Below are 15238 nucleotides of genomic sequence, written 5' to 3' on the forward strand. Positions count from 1 at the left end.
GGGAATGTATTTCGAATGATCGGGATGACCGCCCGACACCGGGCGGCGGAAGATCAGGACCAGCGGCCCGGGAGGCTTGGCGGGCGACACGTCGGGGCAGGACTCAGGCAGCCCGCGGGCCACCCGGAACCGCGCGGCGCGGCCGCTTTCCCGGCGCAGGCGCCGCCTTGCTGCCACCTGCGGCCAAGGCCGGGGGCCCCAAACGACGGCCTCGAAAAGCCGTTATAGTAGCAGGTTTGGTTCCCTCCATTTTCGCCAGGTTCATGGAACAGATCCGTATCCGTGGGGCACGTACCCACAACCTGAAAAACGTCAATCTCGACCTGCCGCGCCACAAGCTGATCGTGATTACCGGGTTGTCCGGGTCGGGCAAGTCGTCGCTCGCGTTCGACACCCTTTATGCCGAGGGCCAGCGCCGCTACGTCGAAAGCCTGTCCGCGTATGCCCGCCAGTTCCTGCAGCTGATGGAGAAACCCGACGTCGACCTGATCGAGGGTCTGTCGCCCGCGATCTCGATCGAGCAGAAGGCGACGTCCCACAACCCGCGTTCGACCGTCGGCACGGTCACGGAAATCCACGACTACCTGCGACTTTTGTACGCACGTGTCGGTACGCCGTACTGCCCCGATCACGACATCCCGCTGGAAGCGCAGAGCGTGTCGCAGATGGTCGACGCGGCGCTCGCGCTGCCCGAGGACACCAAGCTGATGATCCTCGCGCCCGTCATCGCGAACCGCAAGGGCGAGCACGCGGAGCTGTTCGAGGACATGCAGGCGCAGGGTTTCGTGCGCTTTCGCGTGCGCTCGGGCGGCGGCGCCGCGAACGAAGGCGTCGCGAAGATCTACGAGGTCGAGTCGCTGCCGAAGCTGAAGAAGAACGACAAGCACACGATCGACGTCGTCGTCGATCGTCTCAAGGTGCGGCCGGACATGAAGCAGCGCCTCGCCGAATCGTTCGAGACGGCGCTGCGCCTCGCCGACGGCCGCGCGATCGCGCTGGAAATGGATACCGACCACGAGCACCTGTTCAGCTCGAAGTTCGCGTGCCCGATCTGCTCGTACTCGCTGCAGGAGCTCGAGCCGCGCCTGTTCTCGTTCAACAACCCGATGGGCGCGTGCCCGGAATGCGACGGCCTCGGCCAGATCACGTTCTTCGACCCGAAGCGGGTCGTCGCGCACCCGTCGCTGTCGCTCGCGGCCGGTGCCGTGAAGGGCTGGGACCGCCGCAACCAGTTCTACTTCCAGATGCTGCAGAGTCTCGCGGCCTTCTACGAATTCGACATCGACGCCGCGTTCGAGGACCTGCCGGAAAAGATCCGGAAGGTGCTGCTGTTCGGCTCGGGCAAGCAGACGATCCCGTTCTCGTACATCAACGAGCGCGGCCGCACGACGATCCGCGAGCACGTGTTCGAAGGGATCATCCCGAACCTCGAGCGCCGCTACCGCGAGACCGATTCGGTCGCGGTGCGCGAAGAGCTGTCGAAGTACCAGAACAACCAGCCGTGCCCGTCGTGCGAAGGCACGCGCCTGCGCCGCGAGGCGCGCCACGTGCGCATCGGCACCGGCGACCACGCGCGCGGCATCTATGAAATCAGCGGCTGGCCGCTGCGCGACGCGCTCGGCTATTTCGACGGGCTGACGCTCGAAGGCGCGAAACGCGAGATCGCCGACAAGGTGATCAAGGAAATCGTCGCGCGCCTGACGTTCCTGAACAACGTCGGCCTCGACTACCTGTCGCTCGAGCGCAGCGCCGAGACCCTGTCGGGCGGCGAGGCGCAGCGCATCCGGCTCGCGTCGCAGATCGGCTCGGGCCTGACGGGCGTGATGTACGTGCTCGACGAGCCGTCGATCGGCCTGCACCAGCGCGACAACGACCGCCTGATCGCGACGCTCAAGCACCTGCGCGACCTCGGCAACTCGGTGATCGTCGTCGAGCACGACGAGGACATGATCCGCACGGCCGACTACGTCGTCGACATGGGCCCGGGCGCCGGCGAGCACGGCGGCGTGATCGTGGCCGAAGGCACGCCGAAGCAGGTGCAGTCGAACCCGCAGTCGCTCACCGGCCAGTACCTGGTCGGCAAGCGCACGATCGAGTACCCGGACGAGCGGCTCGCGCCCGATCCCGAGCGGATGCTGCGCATCGTCGACGCGCACGGCAACAACCTGAAGCACGTCGATCTCGAGCTGCCGGTCGGCCTGCTGACCTGCATCACCGGCGTGTCGGGCTCCGGCAAGTCGACGCTGATCAACGACACGCTGTATCACGCGGTCGCGCGCCACCTGTACGGCTCGTCGGCCGAACCGGCGCCGCACGAGGCGATCGAGGGCCTCGAGCACTTCGACAAGGTGATCAACGTCGACCAGTCGCCGATCGGCCGCACGCCGCGCTCGAACCCGGCCACCTATACGGGCCTGTTCACGCCGATCCGCGAGCTGTTCTCGGGTGTGCCGACCTCGAAGGAACGCGGCTACGATCCGGGCCGCTTCTCGTTCAACGTGAAGGGCGGCCGCTGCGAGTCGTGCCAGGGCGACGGCGTGCTGAAGGTCGAGATGCACTTCCTGCCGGACGTCTACGTGCCGTGCGACGTGTGCCACGGCAAGCGCTACAACCGCGAAACGCTCGAAGTGCAGTACAAGGGCAAGAACATCAGCGAAGTGCTCGACATGACCGTCGAGCACGCGTATGCGTTCTTCAATGCGGTGCCGGTCATTGCGCGCAAGCTGAAGACGCTGCTCGACGTCGGCCTCGGCTACATCCGCCTCGGCCAGTCGGCCACGACGCTGTCGGGCGGCGAGGCGCAGCGCGTGAAGCTGTCGCTCGAACTCTCCAAGCGCGACACCGGCCGCACGCTGTACATCCTCGACGAGCCGACCACCGGCCTGCACTTCCACGACATCGCGCTGCTGCTGGAAGTGATCCACCGGCTGCGCGACCAGGGCAACACGGTCGTGATCATCGAGCACAACCTCGACGTGATCAAGACGGCCGACTGGGTGATCGACCTCGGCCCCGAAGGCGGCGCCGGCGGCGGCCAGATCATCGCGCAGGGCACGCCCGAGCAAGTCGCGAAGACGAAAGCGAGCTTTACCGGCAAGTACCTCGCGCCGCTGCTCAAGCGCCCGACCCGCAAGGTCGCGGCGGGCTGACACTTCGCGCCGCCCTGTCCCTCCCGCGCGCGGCCGCCCGGCCGCGCGCGCCTGCGCGCACCGCGCAACCGGCCTCCTCTCGTTTTCCCTTCTGCGTTTACACCATGCGCCAAACGGCCCCGTTGCGGCCCATAATGGCGGCTATACTTTACGGTCGTAAGGTTCACCGTACGCACCAATCCGGTGCGGCGCCGGGCGAACACGGCTCTGCCGCGCATTCCGCGGCATGACACACGAACGACAGGAATCCACGATGGAGAAGCAACCAGACTCGTCTCGCGATACGCAGAATCGCGAACCGCACCTGCGCAGCGTGCGGCTGACGAGCGACTTCAGCCTGCCGAAGCTGTCGGCACTCGAGATCGGCAGCTATGCGGTTGCGATCCTCGCGATGTGGCTCGTGATCGAGCTCAAGTTGCTCGGCGGGCTGCTGGCCGGCCTGCTCGTCTACCAGCTGATCCACACGATCGCCCCCGTGATCGAACGTCACACCACGAGCATGCGCGCGCGCTGGGTCGCCGTCGTGCTGCTGGCCATCGCGATCGTCGGCGCGCTGACGGGCCTGACGATCGGCATCATCGAACACTTCGAACGCACGGTGCCGAACCTGCAGAGCCTGCTCGACCAGCTGATGCAGATCGTCGAGCAGACCCGCGCGCGCACGCCGGCCTGGATCGCGAACCTGCTGCCCGTCGACGTCGAGCAGATGAAGACGAAGGCCGCCGTGCTGATGCACTCGCACATGGACCAGCTTCAGCAAAGCGGCAAGAGCGTCGCGCGCGGGTTCGGCCACGTGCTGTTCGGGATGATCATCGGCGCGATGATCGCGATCGGCGTCGAGCACGGCAAGGTGCGCCGGCCGCTGTCCACCGCGCTCGTCACGCGCGTGTCGCGCTTCGCCGACGCATTCCGCCGCATCGTGTTCGCGCAGATCAAGATCTCGGCGATCAACGCGGTGTTCACCGGCATCTACCTGCTCGTCGCGCTGCCGATCTTCCACCAGCGGCTGCCGCTGTCGAAAACGCTCGTGCTCGTCACGTTCATCGTCGGCCTGCTGCCCGTGATCGGCAACCTGATCTCGAACACGCTGATCGTCGCCGTGTCGCTGTCGGTCAGCATGGGCACCGCGATCGCGTCGCTTGCGTTCCTCGTGGTCATCCACAAGCTCGAATACTTCCTGAACGCGAAGATCATCGGCGGCCAGATCGAGTCGCGCGCGTGGGAGCTGCTGCTCGCGATGCTGATCATGGAAGCCGCGTTCGGGCTGCCCGGCGTGATCGCCGCGCCGATCTTCTACGCGTACCTGAAGCGCGAGTTGTACCTGCTGCGGCTGATCTGAAGCAGCCTGCGCGCTCGGGCAACAAAAAACGCCGCACCCCGTAAAGGGTGCGGCGTTTTTGCTTGTCCGGGCCTGCGCCGGCGAATCAGCGGAACACGACCGTCTTCGTCCCGTTCAGCACGATCCGGTGCTCGACGTGCCACTTCACCGCGCGCGCAAGCGTCACGCACTCGACGTCGCGGCCGATCGCGGTCAGCTGGTCGGGCGTCATGCTGTGGTCGACCCGCTCGACTTCCTGCTCGATGATCGGGCCTTCGTCGAGATCGGTCGTCACGTAGTGCGCGGTCGCGCCGATCAGCTTCACGCCGCGATCGAACGCCTGGTAATAAGGCTTCGCCCCCTTGAAGCTCGGCAGGAACGAATGGTGGATGTTGATCGCGCGCCCGGCGAGCTGTTCGCACATGTTCGGCGACAGGATCTGCATGTAGCGCGCGAGCACGACGAGATCGGCCTGGTGCTCGTCGATCACTTCCAGCACGCGCGCTTCCTGCGCGGCCTTCGCGGCATCGGACGAGCCGCCGATCAGCGGAAAGTGATGGAACGGGATGTTGTAGCTCGCGGCGAGCTGGTAGAACTCCTTGTGGTTCGACACGATCGCCGGGATCTCGATCGGCAGCTGGCCGGTGCGATAGCGGAACAGCAGGTCGTTCAGGCAGTGGCCGATCTTCGACACCATGATCACGACGCGCGGCTTCACGGCCGCGTCATGCAGTTCCCAGCGCATCGAGAACTGCTCGGCGAGCGGCGCGAATTCCTTGCGAAGCGTGTCGAGCGCCGTCGCGACATCCGCGCCGCCGCCGTCCTGCTCGAAGTGCACGCGCATGAAGAATTCGCTGGTGCGGCTGTCGCCGAACTGCGCCGAATCGAGGATGTTGTTGCTGCGCTCGAACAGGAAGCCCGAGACCGCATGGACGATGCCGTGCCGGTCGGGGCACGACAGTTTCAAGATAAAGCTGTGATCGGTCGGCATGACCGCTACTCCCTTCGTTTCCGTATTCGTCAAATTGCCCGTTCGCGCCGCCGGACTGCGTGCGCGGCACGCGTCACGCGGCCGGTGCGAACAGGGCGTCGATGCCCGCCGCGTCGGCCGCCGGGATCCAGCGGTGGCGCAGCAGCGTGTCGAGCGTCGCGAGGCTCGCATCCATCGTCGCGCGGCCGGCGCGCAGCCAGCCGATCACCTCGGGCACGCCGGCCAGCAGGTGCTCGGCCACTTCGCCGTCCTGGTTGCGCGGCGCGAAGTCGCGCGGCAGCGGCAGGTCGTACACGAAGATCAGTTCGGACTGCGTGCCTTCCGGCAGCGAGCACAGCACCTGCACCGCGCGGCCCGCGATCGCGCGCGCGGCCAGTTCGGCGGGAATGCCGGCTTCTTCCCAGCATTCCTTCGCGAGCGTCTCGTGAACGCCCAGGCCCCAGCCGATCCCGCCCGCGACGACGTTGTCGAGCATGCCGGGGTCGGTTGCCTTGGTCTCGCTGCGGCGGCCAAGCCACATCTGCGGGACGGCCGCGGCGGGCGGCTCGCCCGGCGCAACCGCATATTCTACGATGCCGTTCAGATGCACCGCGTAAGTCTGCGTGCCGAAAAAGCGCGACGCGGCGCGCTCGATGTACGCGAGCGGCGGATCGTCGAAGCGGTTGCGGATCGCGTAGATCTCGTCGCGCCAGCCGGGAATCGCGCCGTCGGCCGCGAGCGCGCCGATGGCGCTCGCCAGCGCCATGCTGCGTGCGTCGACCGAGTCGTAGCGCGCCGCCAGCACGACGCGCTCGTCGGTCAGTTCGAACACGTCGGGCCAGCGGGCGAGCATCGCGACATCCTGGCGGCGCACCCAGCCGACCGCCTGGCCGGCCATCTCGAAACGCAGGTGCGCGGCCGGATCGAAACGGCGCGCGGCCGCAATGCACGGAAACGTCATCGTCGTCAGTCCTTCAGCGCCACGCGGATGCCGATCGCGATGAACGTCGCGCCGGCGATCCGGTCGAGCCACACGCCGGCCTTCGGGCGGCGCTTCAGCCACGCGCCGATCATGCCCGCGCCGACGCCGAACAGCGAGAAAACCACCGCCGTCTGCAGCATGAACAGCGCGCCGAGTTCGAACATCTGCAGCGTCACGCCCTGCCCGCCGTGCGGATCGACGAACTGCGGCAGGAACACGACGAAGAACAGCGTGACCTTCGGGTTCATCAGGTTGCCGATCACGCTCTGCCGGAAGATCGTGCCGAGCGGCTGCGGCGGGCGCTCGTGCGCGTTCGCGAGGCCCTGGCTGCGCAGCGCCTTGATGCCGATCCACACGAGATACGCGGCGCCCGCGAGCTTCAGGATCTCGAACGCGACCGGCGACGAACGCAGCACGGCCGCGACGCCGAGCGCCGCGAGCGTCGTGTGGAACAGGATCCCGGCGGTGAAGCCGAGCGCGGCGACGAAACCGGCCGCGCGGCCCTGCGAGATGCCGCGTGCGAGCACCTGCAGGTTGTCGGGACCCGGCGCGAACGTAATCGCGATCGACGTGGCGAGAAACAGCATGAAGTTGGGCATCGAGACCTCGCTGTGTGACGTGGAATCAGGCGTGCCGGCGCTCAGTGGCCGGCGAATTCGGTGACGGTATAAACCGGCAATCCCGCGTTGCGCAGCAGCGCCGAGCCGCCGAGATCGGGCAGGTCGATGATCGCCGCGCCTTCGACGACCTCCGCGCCGAGCCGCTGCAGCAGGTTGCGCCCCGCCATCATCGTGCCGCCGGTCGCGATCAGGTCGTCCATGATGATCACGCGGTCGCCGGGGCGGCACGCGTCTTCATGGATCTCGACCGTCGCGCTGCCGTATTCGAGGTCGTACGATTCCGAGCGCGTCTTGTACGGCAGCTTGCCGACCTTGCGGATCGGCACGAAGCCGACGCTCAGCTCGTACGCGACGATCGGCGCGATGATGAAGCCGCGCGCGTCGAGACCCGCGACGTAGTCGAGCTTCGCATCGACATAACGCTCGACGAACAGGTCGACGAGGATGCGCAACGCCTTCGGGCTCTGCAGCAGCGTCGTAATGTCGCGGAACATCACGCCCGGCTGCGGCCAGTCGGGCACCGTGCGGATCTGGCTGTGGATGAAGGCGACCGGATCGAGCGGTGCGCCCGACGACGAATGCGGCATGAAACTCTCCGAAAAAAACGGTGCGCGAAGATCGGGCACCGTTTCGAATAAATACGGGTCAGGTTATCAATCCATGCGCGGCTCAGGCTGCCGCGGCCGGCGGATCGCGCCGATGGCGCGACAGCCGCTCCTCCGCGAGCGCGAGTGCCTCGGGCAGCCCGCGCAGCACGACGATGTCGCTCGCGCGCAGCTTGGTCTGCGGATCGGGTTCGACGCCGCGGATGCCGTGCCGGCGGATCGCCGTGACTTCGAGCCCGAGTACATACAGCCCGAGTTCTTCCAGCGAACGCCCGACCGCGTCCGCGCGCGCATCGACCGGCACCGATTGTAGCCGCACCTGCTCGTGGTCGTCGTCGTCCGCATCGTCCGCGCCGCGGAAATAGCCGCGCAGCAGGCTGTAGCGCTCGTCGCGCATTTCCTCGACGCGCCGCACGACCTTGCGCATCGGCACGCCCACCAGCACCAGCGTGTGCGACGCGAGCATCAGGCTGCCCTCGACGATCTCCGGAATCACCTCGGTCGCACCGGCCGCGAGCAGCTTCTCGAGATCGGCATCGTCGACGGTGCGCACGATCGCGGGCAGCGTCGGCTCGAGTTCGTGTACGTGGTGAAGCACGCGCAGCGCGGACGGCGTGTTCGCATAGGTGATCGCCACCGCTGCCGCGCGATGGATACCGGCCGCGAGCAGCGACTCGCGGCGCGCCGCGTCGCCGAACACGACCGATTCGCCGGCCGTCGCGGCCGCGCTCACGCGATCGGGGTCGAGGTCGAGCGCGACGTACGAAATGCCTTCCTGTTCGAGCATCCGCGCCAGGTTCTGGCCCGCGCGGCCATAGCCGCAAATGATCACGTGGCCGCGCTGCTTGAGGCTTTGCGTCGCGATCCGCGTCATCTGCAGCGACTGCTGCATCCATTCCGTAGACGAAAGCCGCATCACGATCCGGTCGGCGTTCTGGATCAGGAACGGCGCGGCGAGCATCGACAGCAGCATCGACGCGAGGATCGCCTGCAGCAGCGTCGAATCGACGAGATGCCGGTCGAGGATCAGGTTCAGCAGCACGAAGCCGAATTCCCCGGCCTGCGCGAGCCCGATGCCGGTGCGCATCGCGACACCCGGCGTCGCCCCGAACAGCCGTGCGAGCCCGGCGATCATCGTCCCCTTGAACAGGATCTGCCCGACGAAGAAACCGAGCACGAGGAACGGGTGCTCCCAGATCACGCGCGGATCGAGCAGCATCCCCGTCGTCACGAAGAACAGGCCGAGCAGCACGTCGCGGAACGGCTTGATGTCCTCTTCCACCTGATGGCGGAACGGCGTCTCGGAAATGAGCATCCCCGCGATGAACGCGCCGAGCGCGAGCGACAGGCCGAAGCGGTCGGTGATGAACGCGGCGCCAAGCGTGACGAGCAGCAGGTTCAGCACGAACAGCTCCTGCGAGCGGCGCCGCGCGACGACGTTGAGCCAGCGCGTCATGAAGCGCTGGCCGATGACCAGCAGCAGCGTGAGCGCGATCACGATCTTGACGGCCGCGAAGCCGAGCGTGAGCGCGAGGTCCTTCGACGATTCGGCGCCGAACGCGGCGATCACGATCAGCAGCGGCACCACCGCGAGATCCTGGAACAGCAGCACGCCGAAGATGTTGCGGCCGTGTTCGGTCTCGATCTCGAGCCGCTCGGCGAGCATTTTCGACACGATCGCCGTCGACGACATCGCGAGCGCGCCGCCGAGCGCGATGCTGCCCTGCCACGTGATGTGTACCCAGTGCTCGAACAGCATGCCGAGCACGAGCGCGAGCACAAGTGTCGCGACGACCTGCAGCAGCCCGAGCCCGAACACGAGCCGCTGCATCGCCCTCAGCTTCGCCAGCGAGAACTCGAGGCCGATCGAAAACATCAGGAACACCACGCCGAATTCCGCGAGATGCTCCGCGCGCTCGAGGTCGGCCGCGATGCCGAAGGCGTGCGGGCCGACCAGGATGCCGACGGTCAGGTAGCCGAGCATCGGCGGCAGGTTCAGCGAGCGGAATACGACGACGCCCACCACCGATGCCAGCAGCAGCAGGAGCGTCATTTCGAGCGGGGAAATCACGGGCAAAGCGTCCTCGTTCGTCGGGGCCACGGGAAAGCGGGCGCGGCAGGGTGGCGGTGGACAGGCGACATCGGACGAGTCCGAAGGCCCGGCGCGGCGAACAAACGCCTTTGCTATACTCCGCGCATGATAGCGAAAATCAATGATGATCGGGCGCTCGCGCTCGCCCGCGACGTGCTCGACATCGAGGCGGACGCCGTGCGCGCGCTGCGCGACCAGCTCGACGGCGGCTTCGTCCAGGCCGTCGCGCTGCTGCTCGGCTGCCGCGGCCGCGTGGTGGTGTCCGGTATCGGCAAATCGGGGCATATCGCCCGCAAGATCGCGGCCACGCTGGCCAGCACCGGCACGCCGGCCTTCTTCGTCCACCCCGCCGAGGCCAGCCACGGCGACCTCGGGATGGTCACCTCCGACGACGTCTTCATCGGCATCTCCTATTCCGGCGAATCGGAAGAACTCGTCGCGATCCTGCCGCTCGTGAAGCGGATCGGCGCGAAACTGATCGCGATCACGGGCCGCGCGGGATCGAGCCTCGGCACGCTCGCCGACGTGAACCTGAACGCCGCGGTCTCGAAAGAGGCCTGCCCGCTGAACCTCGCGCCCACCGCGAGCACGACCGCCGCGCTCGCGCTCGGCGACGCGCTCGCCGTTGCGGTGCTCGACGCGCGCGGCTTCGGTTCGGAAGATTTCGCGCGCTCGCACCCGGGCGGCGCGCTCGGCCGGCGCCTGCTCACCTACGTGCGCGACGTGATGCGCTCGGGTGACGACGTCCCGTCCGTCGGGCTCGACGCGACGCTGTCGGACGCGCTGTTCCAGATCACCGCGAAGCGCCTCGGCATGACCGCCGTGGTCGACGCCGACGGCAAGGTCGCCGGCATCTTCACCGACGGCGACCTGCGCCGCGTGCTCGCGCGCGACGGCGACTTCCGCACGTTGTCGATCACCGACGTGATGACGCGCGACCCGCGCACGATCGCACCGGATCACCTGGCGGTCGAGGCCGTGGAACTGATGGAGCGCCACCGGATCAACCAGATGCTGGTGGTCGATGCCGACGGCGTGCTGATCGGCGCGCTGAACATGCACGACCTGTTTTCGAAGAAGGTGATCTGATGAGCGCAGCGCTGACTGCGGCCGAACGCGCGAGCCGCGTGAAGCTGATGATTTTCGACGTCGACGGCGTGCTGACCGACGGCGGCCTGCTGTTTACGGCGGCCGGCGACACGATGAAGTCGTTCAATTCCCTCGACGGCCACGGCGTGAAGCTGCTCGGCGAAGCCGGCATCGCAACCGCGATCATCACGGGCCGCCGCTCGGAAATCGTCGCGGCACGCGCGAAGGAAATGAAGATCGCGCACCTGTTCCAGGGCGTCGAGAACAAGCTTGCCGTGTTCGCCGATCTCATCGCATCGCTCGGCCTCGCCGCCGACCAATGCGGCTACATGGGCGACGACTGGCCCGACCTGCCCGTGATGCTGCGCTGCGGCTTCGCGACTGCCCCCGCGAATGCGCACCCCGAGGTGATCGCCCGCGCGCACTGGGTGGCCGAGGCCCGCGGCGGCCACGGCGCCGTACGCGAAGTCTGCGACGCGATCCTGCGCGCGCAGCGCCGCTACGACGCGCTGCTCGCGGCCGCCTGCGGAGCCTGACGGATGAACACGCATTTCCGCTGGACCCAGCTGCTGCCGCTCGTCGCGGTCGCCGCGCTCGCGGGCATCACCTGGTGGCTGCTGCAGGCCACGCTGCCGCCGCCCGGCGAGGGCACCGCGCAGCCGAAGCGCCATACGCCCGACTATTTCGCGGACAACTTCTCGGTCACCGAGCTCGACCAGTCCGGCACGACCCAGTACCGGCTGACGGCCGCGAAGCTGATCCACTACGAAGACACCGAAAACAGCGACCTGACCGATCCGGCCATGCGCGCGTTCCAGCCCGGCAAGCCGGTCGTGACGACCACCGCGAAGCGCGGCATCGTCAACGGCGACGTGTCGATCGTCGACTTGTACGACGACGCGCGCATCCTGCGCGCGGCCGGCGGCGGCGATCCGCAGATGCAGGCCGATTCCCAGCATTTCCGGATCTTCGTCAATGACGATGTGATCCAGACCGAAAAGCCGGTTAAACTTCAGCGCGGCCTGTCGCTCGTCAACGCAACCGACGGCATGAAGTACAACAACGTCACCCGGGTCATCGAGCTTTACGGCAACGTGCGCGGCACGATCGCCGCGGCGGACACGTCCGGCGGCTCGAAAGGTCAACCCAAGTGACGCATCCCTCACGTGACTGCATGAACGAACCGTTCCCTCGACAGAATTCCGGCGGCGCTGCGCGCGCCGTCCGCGCCGCGCTTGCCGCGGCGCTCGTGGCGCTCCCGCTGGCCGGGCTGGCGCCGCTCGCCCATGCCGAGAAGGCCGACCAGAACAAGCCGATCAACGTCGAGGCCGACAACCTGACCTATGACGACCTGAAGCAGGTCACGGTCGCGACCGGCAACGTCGTGATCACGAAGGGCACGATCATCATCAAGGGCGATCGCGTCGAAGTGCGCCAGGACCCGGAAGGCTATCAGTACGCCACCTCGTTCGGCAGCGGCAAGAAGCACGCGACGTTCCGCCAGAAGCGCGAAGGCCTCGACGAGTACATCGACGGCGACGCCGAGCGCATCGACTACGACGGCAAGCAGGATCTGACCACGCTGACCACCGCCGCGACCGTGCGCCGCCTGCAGGGCACGTCGACCGTCGCCGATACCGTGCACGGCAGCGTGATCACGTACGACGGCCAGCGCGACTTCTACACCGCGAAGGGCGGCAAGGACGTCGCCGCACCGGGCAACCCGAACGGCCGCGTGCGCGCGATGCTGTCGCCGAAGAACGGCGGCCCCGCGCCGCTGAACGGCGCGCCGGCGAAGCTGTCGCCGTCGACCACGATCCAGGGGGCGCCGGGCCAATGAACGCACTACCGAACCGCCAGCCGGCCGGCACCACGAGCTCGCTCGTGGTCCGCAACCTGAAGAAGCGCTACGGCTCGCGCACGGTCGTCAAGGACGTGTCGCTCGACGTGAAGAGCGGCGAAGTCGTCGGCCTGCTCGGCCCGAACGGTGCCGGCAAGACCACGTCGTTCTACATGATCGTCGGCCTCGTGCCGCTCGACGCGGGCGAGATCTCGCTGAACGGCAGCTCGATCAGCCTGCTGCCGATCCACAAGCGCGCATCGCTCGGCCTGTCGTACCTGCCGCAGGAAGCGTCGGTGTTCCGCAAGCTGACCGTCGAGGAAAACATCCGCGCGGTGCTCGAGTTGCAGCACGGCGAAGACGGCAAGCGGCTGTCGAAGGACGCGATCGCGTCGCGCACCGAAGCGCTGCTCGACGAGCTGCAGATCGGCCACCTGCGCGAGAACCCCGCGCTGTCGCTGTCGGGCGGCGAGCGGCGCCGGGTCGAAATCGCGCGCGCGCTCGCGACCAACCCGAACTTCATCCTGCTCGACGAACCGTTCGCCGGCGTCGACCCGATCGCGGTGCTCGAGATCCAGAAGATCGTCAAGTTCCTGAAGCAGCGCAACATCGGCGTGCTGATTACCGATCACAACGTCCGCGAAACGCTCGGCATCTGCGACCACGCATACATCATCAGCGACGGTTCGGTGCTCGCCGCCGGTGCGCCGAGCGAAATCATCGAAAACGAAAGCGTGCGCCGCGTGTACCTCGGCGAACACTTCCGGATGTAACTCCCCTTCGTGGCTGGCTGCACCCCGCCCGGCATCGCCGCGCGGGGCCGCGTCCTGCTTTGCAACCACGCCCGCGGCCGTGCCCGCGGCCGGGCGGCGCGCCGCGCGTAATCGCGGATGGCTCAACGCGCCTGGGTCGTGGCAAACTGCCGGTATGACTCCCTCCTTGCCATGAAAGCCAGCCTTCAACTCCGCCTGTCGCAACATCTGGCGCTGACGCCCCAGCTACAGCAGTCGATCCGGCTCCTGCAGTTGTCGACGCTCGAATTGCAGCAGGAAGTCGCGATGGCCGTCGCGCAGAACCCGCTGCTCGAGAACGACGACGAATGGATAGCGAGCCCGCTGCGTGTCGCAGCGGACGGATCGTTGATCGCGCAGACGCCTCCCGCCCAGAACACCGAGCCCGCTGCGACAAACAGCAGCAGTTCGTCGAGCGAGCGCGCCGAGCGCGACGAACCGGCCGGCGCGGACGAATACGACGGTTACGCGTCCGGCGACGGCAACGACGGCCCGCAGTGGAATCTCGACGAATTCGGCCGCGCGAGCGGCGCGTCCGACGACGACGACCTCCCGCCACTGCAGGTGCAGGAAGCGGCGACGTCGCTGCGCGACCACCTGTCCGCGCAGTTACGCGTCACGCAGGCCGGCCCGCGCGATCGCGCGCTCGTGATGTTCCTGATCGAATCGCTCGACGACGACGGCTACCTGACCGCCACGCTCGACGAAGTGCTCGCCGACCTGCCGCCCGAGCTGGAAATCGACTGCGACGAACTGAACGCGGCGCTCGCGCTGCTGCACAGCTTCGACCCGGCCGGGGTCGGCGCCCGCTCGGCATCCGAATGCCTGAAGCTGCAGTTGCTGCGCCTCGATCCGTCCCCGACACGCACGCTCGCACTCGAGATCGTGTCGCAGCATCTCGAACTGCTCGCCGCCCGCGACTTCACGCGGCTGCGCAAGCACCTGAAGGCGAGCGACGACGCGCTGCGCGACGCGCACACGCTGATCCGCTCGCTGGAGCCGTTCCCCGGCGCCGCATACGGCAAGGCCGAGGCCGACTACGTCGTGCCCGACATCATCGTGAAGAAGGCCGGCCAGGGATGGCTCGCGGAGCTCAATCCGGAGGTCGTGCCGCGCCTGCGGATCAACAACCTCTACGCGAACATCCTGCGCAACAGCCGCGGCGATCCGTCGGCCGGCTCGCTCAAGCAGCAGCTCCAGGAAGCACGCTGGCTGATCAAGAACATCCAGCAGCGATTCGACACGATCCTGCGTGTCGCGCAGGCGATTGTCGAGCGTCAAAAGAACTTCTTTGCGCACGGTGAAATTGCCATGCGCCCCTTGGTTTTGCGGGAAATAGCTGATACGCTGGGCCTACACGAGTCGACTGTCAGCCGTGTGACAACCGGGAAGTACATGCTGACCCCGTTCGGGACGCTTGAATTTAAGTACTTCTTCGGATCTCACGTCTCGACCGACACCGGTGGCGCCGCCTCGTCGACCGCCATCCGAGCCCTCATCAAGCAACTGATAGGAGCTGAAGACCCAAAATCGCCACTTTCGGACAGCCGCATTGCCGAGCTGCTGGCAGAACAGGGGTTCGTGGTCGCGCGCCGCACGGTTGCGAAGTATCGCGAAGCCCTCAAGATCCCGGCAGTGAATCTGCGCAAGTCTCTTTAAGCCTGCTGCCTGCCCGGCGGCAGGCGTGTTCCGGCCACCGCGCACACGGGGAACAGGCCGGGCGACCTGTCCGCGATACGCCGCCTCGTGCGGCACGGGCAAGTCGACCGGAGCGCCGCCTCG

General features: G+C 67.2%; 13 protein-coding genes. 8 read left to right on the forward strand and 5 right to left on the reverse strand.

Annotation, left to right across the window (positions count from 1 at the left end; all coding sequences use genetic code 11):
- The first annotated feature begins 263 nt into the window (after nucleotides 1-263).
- Both uvrA and APZ15_RS01765 read left to right on the forward strand, forming a co-directional pair.
- A complete protein-coding gene (gene uvrA, locus APZ15_RS01760; protein ID WP_027789111.1) occupies nucleotides 264-3149 on the forward strand; it encodes an excinuclease ABC subunit UvrA in 2886 nt (961 codons plus the stop codon).
- 253 nt (nucleotides 3150-3402) lie between these two features.
- A complete protein-coding gene (locus APZ15_RS01765) occupies nucleotides 3403-4488 on the forward strand; it encodes an AI-2E family transporter (protein WP_027789110.1) in 1086 nt (361 codons plus the stop codon).
- An 85-nt stretch (nucleotides 4489-4573) separates the two neighbouring features.
- Here APZ15_RS01765 and purU read toward each other — a convergent pair whose 3' ends face one another.
- The 5 genes from purU to APZ15_RS01790 form a co-directional block, all read right to left on the reverse strand.
- Nucleotides 4574-5458, reverse strand: a complete 885-nt coding sequence (gene purU, locus APZ15_RS01770) for a formyltetrahydrofolate deformylase (protein WP_027789109.1) — start codon at nucleotides 5456-5458, stop codon at nucleotides 4574-4576.
- 73 nt (nucleotides 5459-5531) lie between these two features.
- Complete coding sequence (locus APZ15_RS01775; protein WP_027789108.1) at nucleotides 5532-6398, reverse strand: NUDIX hydrolase; 867 nt, start codon at nucleotides 6396-6398, stop codon at nucleotides 5532-5534.
- 5 nt (nucleotides 6399-6403) lie between these two features.
- Nucleotides 6404-7018, reverse strand: coding sequence for a LysE family translocator (locus tag APZ15_RS01780; RefSeq protein ID WP_021162592.1), 615 nt, complete (start codon nucleotides 7016-7018; stop codon nucleotides 6404-6406).
- Between the two features lie 41 nt (nucleotides 7019-7059).
- Nucleotides 7060-7626 (reverse strand): adenine phosphoribosyltransferase, encoded by a 567-nt coding sequence (locus APZ15_RS01785; RefSeq protein ID WP_011353218.1) that lies wholly within the window; start codon nucleotides 7624-7626, stop codon nucleotides 7060-7062.
- An 82-nt stretch (nucleotides 7627-7708) separates the two neighbouring features.
- Nucleotides 7709-9715, reverse strand: a complete 2007-nt coding sequence (locus APZ15_RS01790) for a monovalent cation:proton antiporter family protein (RefSeq protein WP_027789107.1) — start codon at nucleotides 9713-9715, stop codon at nucleotides 7709-7711.
- A 126-nt stretch (nucleotides 9716-9841) separates the two neighbouring features.
- Between APZ15_RS01790 and kdsD the strand changes: the two genes are divergently transcribed.
- From kdsD to APZ15_RS01820, 6 genes are all read left to right on the forward strand, one after another.
- Nucleotides 9842-10825, forward strand: a complete 984-nt coding sequence (kdsD, locus tag APZ15_RS01795; RefSeq protein ID WP_027789106.1) for an arabinose 5-phosphate isomerase KdsD — start codon at nucleotides 9842-9844, stop codon at nucleotides 10823-10825.
- On the forward strand, nucleotides 10825-11361 hold the full coding sequence (locus APZ15_RS01800; RefSeq protein ID WP_021162596.1) for a KdsC family phosphatase: 537 nt from the start codon (nucleotides 10825-10827) through the stop codon (nucleotides 11359-11361). The genes kdsD and APZ15_RS01800 overlap by 1 nt, the downstream gene beginning before the upstream one ends.
- 3 nt (nucleotides 11362-11364) lie before the next feature.
- Nucleotides 11365-11979, forward strand: coding sequence for an LPS export ABC transporter periplasmic protein LptC (gene lptC / locus APZ15_RS01805; protein ID WP_027789105.1), 615 nt, complete (start codon nucleotides 11365-11367; stop codon nucleotides 11977-11979).
- Between the two features lie 20 nt (nucleotides 11980-11999).
- The gene (lptA, locus tag APZ15_RS01810) at nucleotides 12000-12665 is read left to right on the forward strand and encodes a lipopolysaccharide transport periplasmic protein LptA (protein ID WP_021162598.1); all 666 of its coding nucleotides are present in this window, start codon (nucleotides 12000-12002) and stop codon (nucleotides 12663-12665) included.
- Complete coding sequence (lptB, locus tag APZ15_RS01815) at nucleotides 12662-13438, forward strand: LPS export ABC transporter ATP-binding protein (protein ID WP_021162599.1); 777 nt, start codon at nucleotides 12662-12664, stop codon at nucleotides 13436-13438. The genes lptA and lptB overlap by 4 nt, the downstream gene beginning before the upstream one ends.
- 171 nt (nucleotides 13439-13609) lie before the next feature.
- Entirely contained in the window at nucleotides 13610-15115 is a 1506-nt protein-coding gene (locus tag APZ15_RS01820; protein WP_027789104.1) for an RNA polymerase factor sigma-54, read from the forward strand.
- The last annotated feature ends 123 nt before the right edge of the window (nucleotides 15116-15238 follow it).

It is taken from the genome of Burkholderia cepacia ATCC 25416, from assembly GCF_001411495.1.
In the GTDB taxonomy this organism is placed as follows: Bacteria; Pseudomonadota; Gammaproteobacteria; order Burkholderiales; family Burkholderiaceae; genus Burkholderia; species Burkholderia cepacia.

What these genes read in the sequence shown, in the direction of transcription:
- lptC (WP_027789105.1), top strand. Translation starts at nt 11,365, where the DNA reads ATGAACACGCATTTCCGCTGGACCCAGCTGCTGCCGCTCGTCGCGGTC.
- APZ15_RS01765 (WP_027789110.1), top strand. Translation starts at nt 3,403, where the DNA reads ATGGAGAAGCAACCAGACTCGTCTCGCGATACGCAGAATCGCGAACCG.
- purU (WP_027789109.1), bottom strand. Translation starts at nt 5,458, where the DNA reads ATGCCGACCGATCACAGCTTTATCTTGAAACTGTCGTGCCCCGACCGG.
- kdsD (WP_027789106.1), top strand. Translation starts at nt 9,842, where the DNA reads ATGATAGCGAAAATCAATGATGATCGGGCGCTCGCGCTCGCCCGCGAC.
- APZ15_RS01785 (WP_011353218.1), bottom strand. Translation starts at nt 7,626, where the DNA reads ATGCCGCATTCGTCGTCGGGCGCACCGCTCGATCCGGTCGCCTTCATC.
- lptB (WP_021162599.1), top strand. Translation starts at nt 12,662, where the DNA reads ATGAACGCACTACCGAACCGCCAGCCGGCCGGCACCACGAGCTCGCTC.
- lptA (WP_021162598.1), top strand. Translation starts at nt 12,000, where the DNA reads ATGAACGAACCGTTCCCTCGACAGAATTCCGGCGGCGCTGCGCGCGCC.
- uvrA (WP_027789111.1), top strand. Translation starts at nt 264, where the DNA reads ATGGAACAGATCCGTATCCGTGGGGCACGTACCCACAACCTGAAAAAC.
- APZ15_RS01775 (WP_027789108.1), bottom strand. Translation starts at nt 6,398, where the DNA reads ATGACGTTTCCGTGCATTGCGGCCGCGCGCCGTTTCGATCCGGCCGCG.
- APZ15_RS01780 (WP_021162592.1), bottom strand. Translation starts at nt 7,018, where the DNA reads ATGCCCAACTTCATGCTGTTTCTCGCCACGTCGATCGCGATTACGTTC.
- APZ15_RS01800 (WP_021162596.1), top strand. Translation starts at nt 10,825, where the DNA reads ATGAGCGCAGCGCTGACTGCGGCCGAACGCGCGAGCCGCGTGAAGCTG.
- APZ15_RS01820 (WP_027789104.1), top strand. Translation starts at nt 13,610, where the DNA reads ATGAAAGCCAGCCTTCAACTCCGCCTGTCGCAACATCTGGCGCTGACG.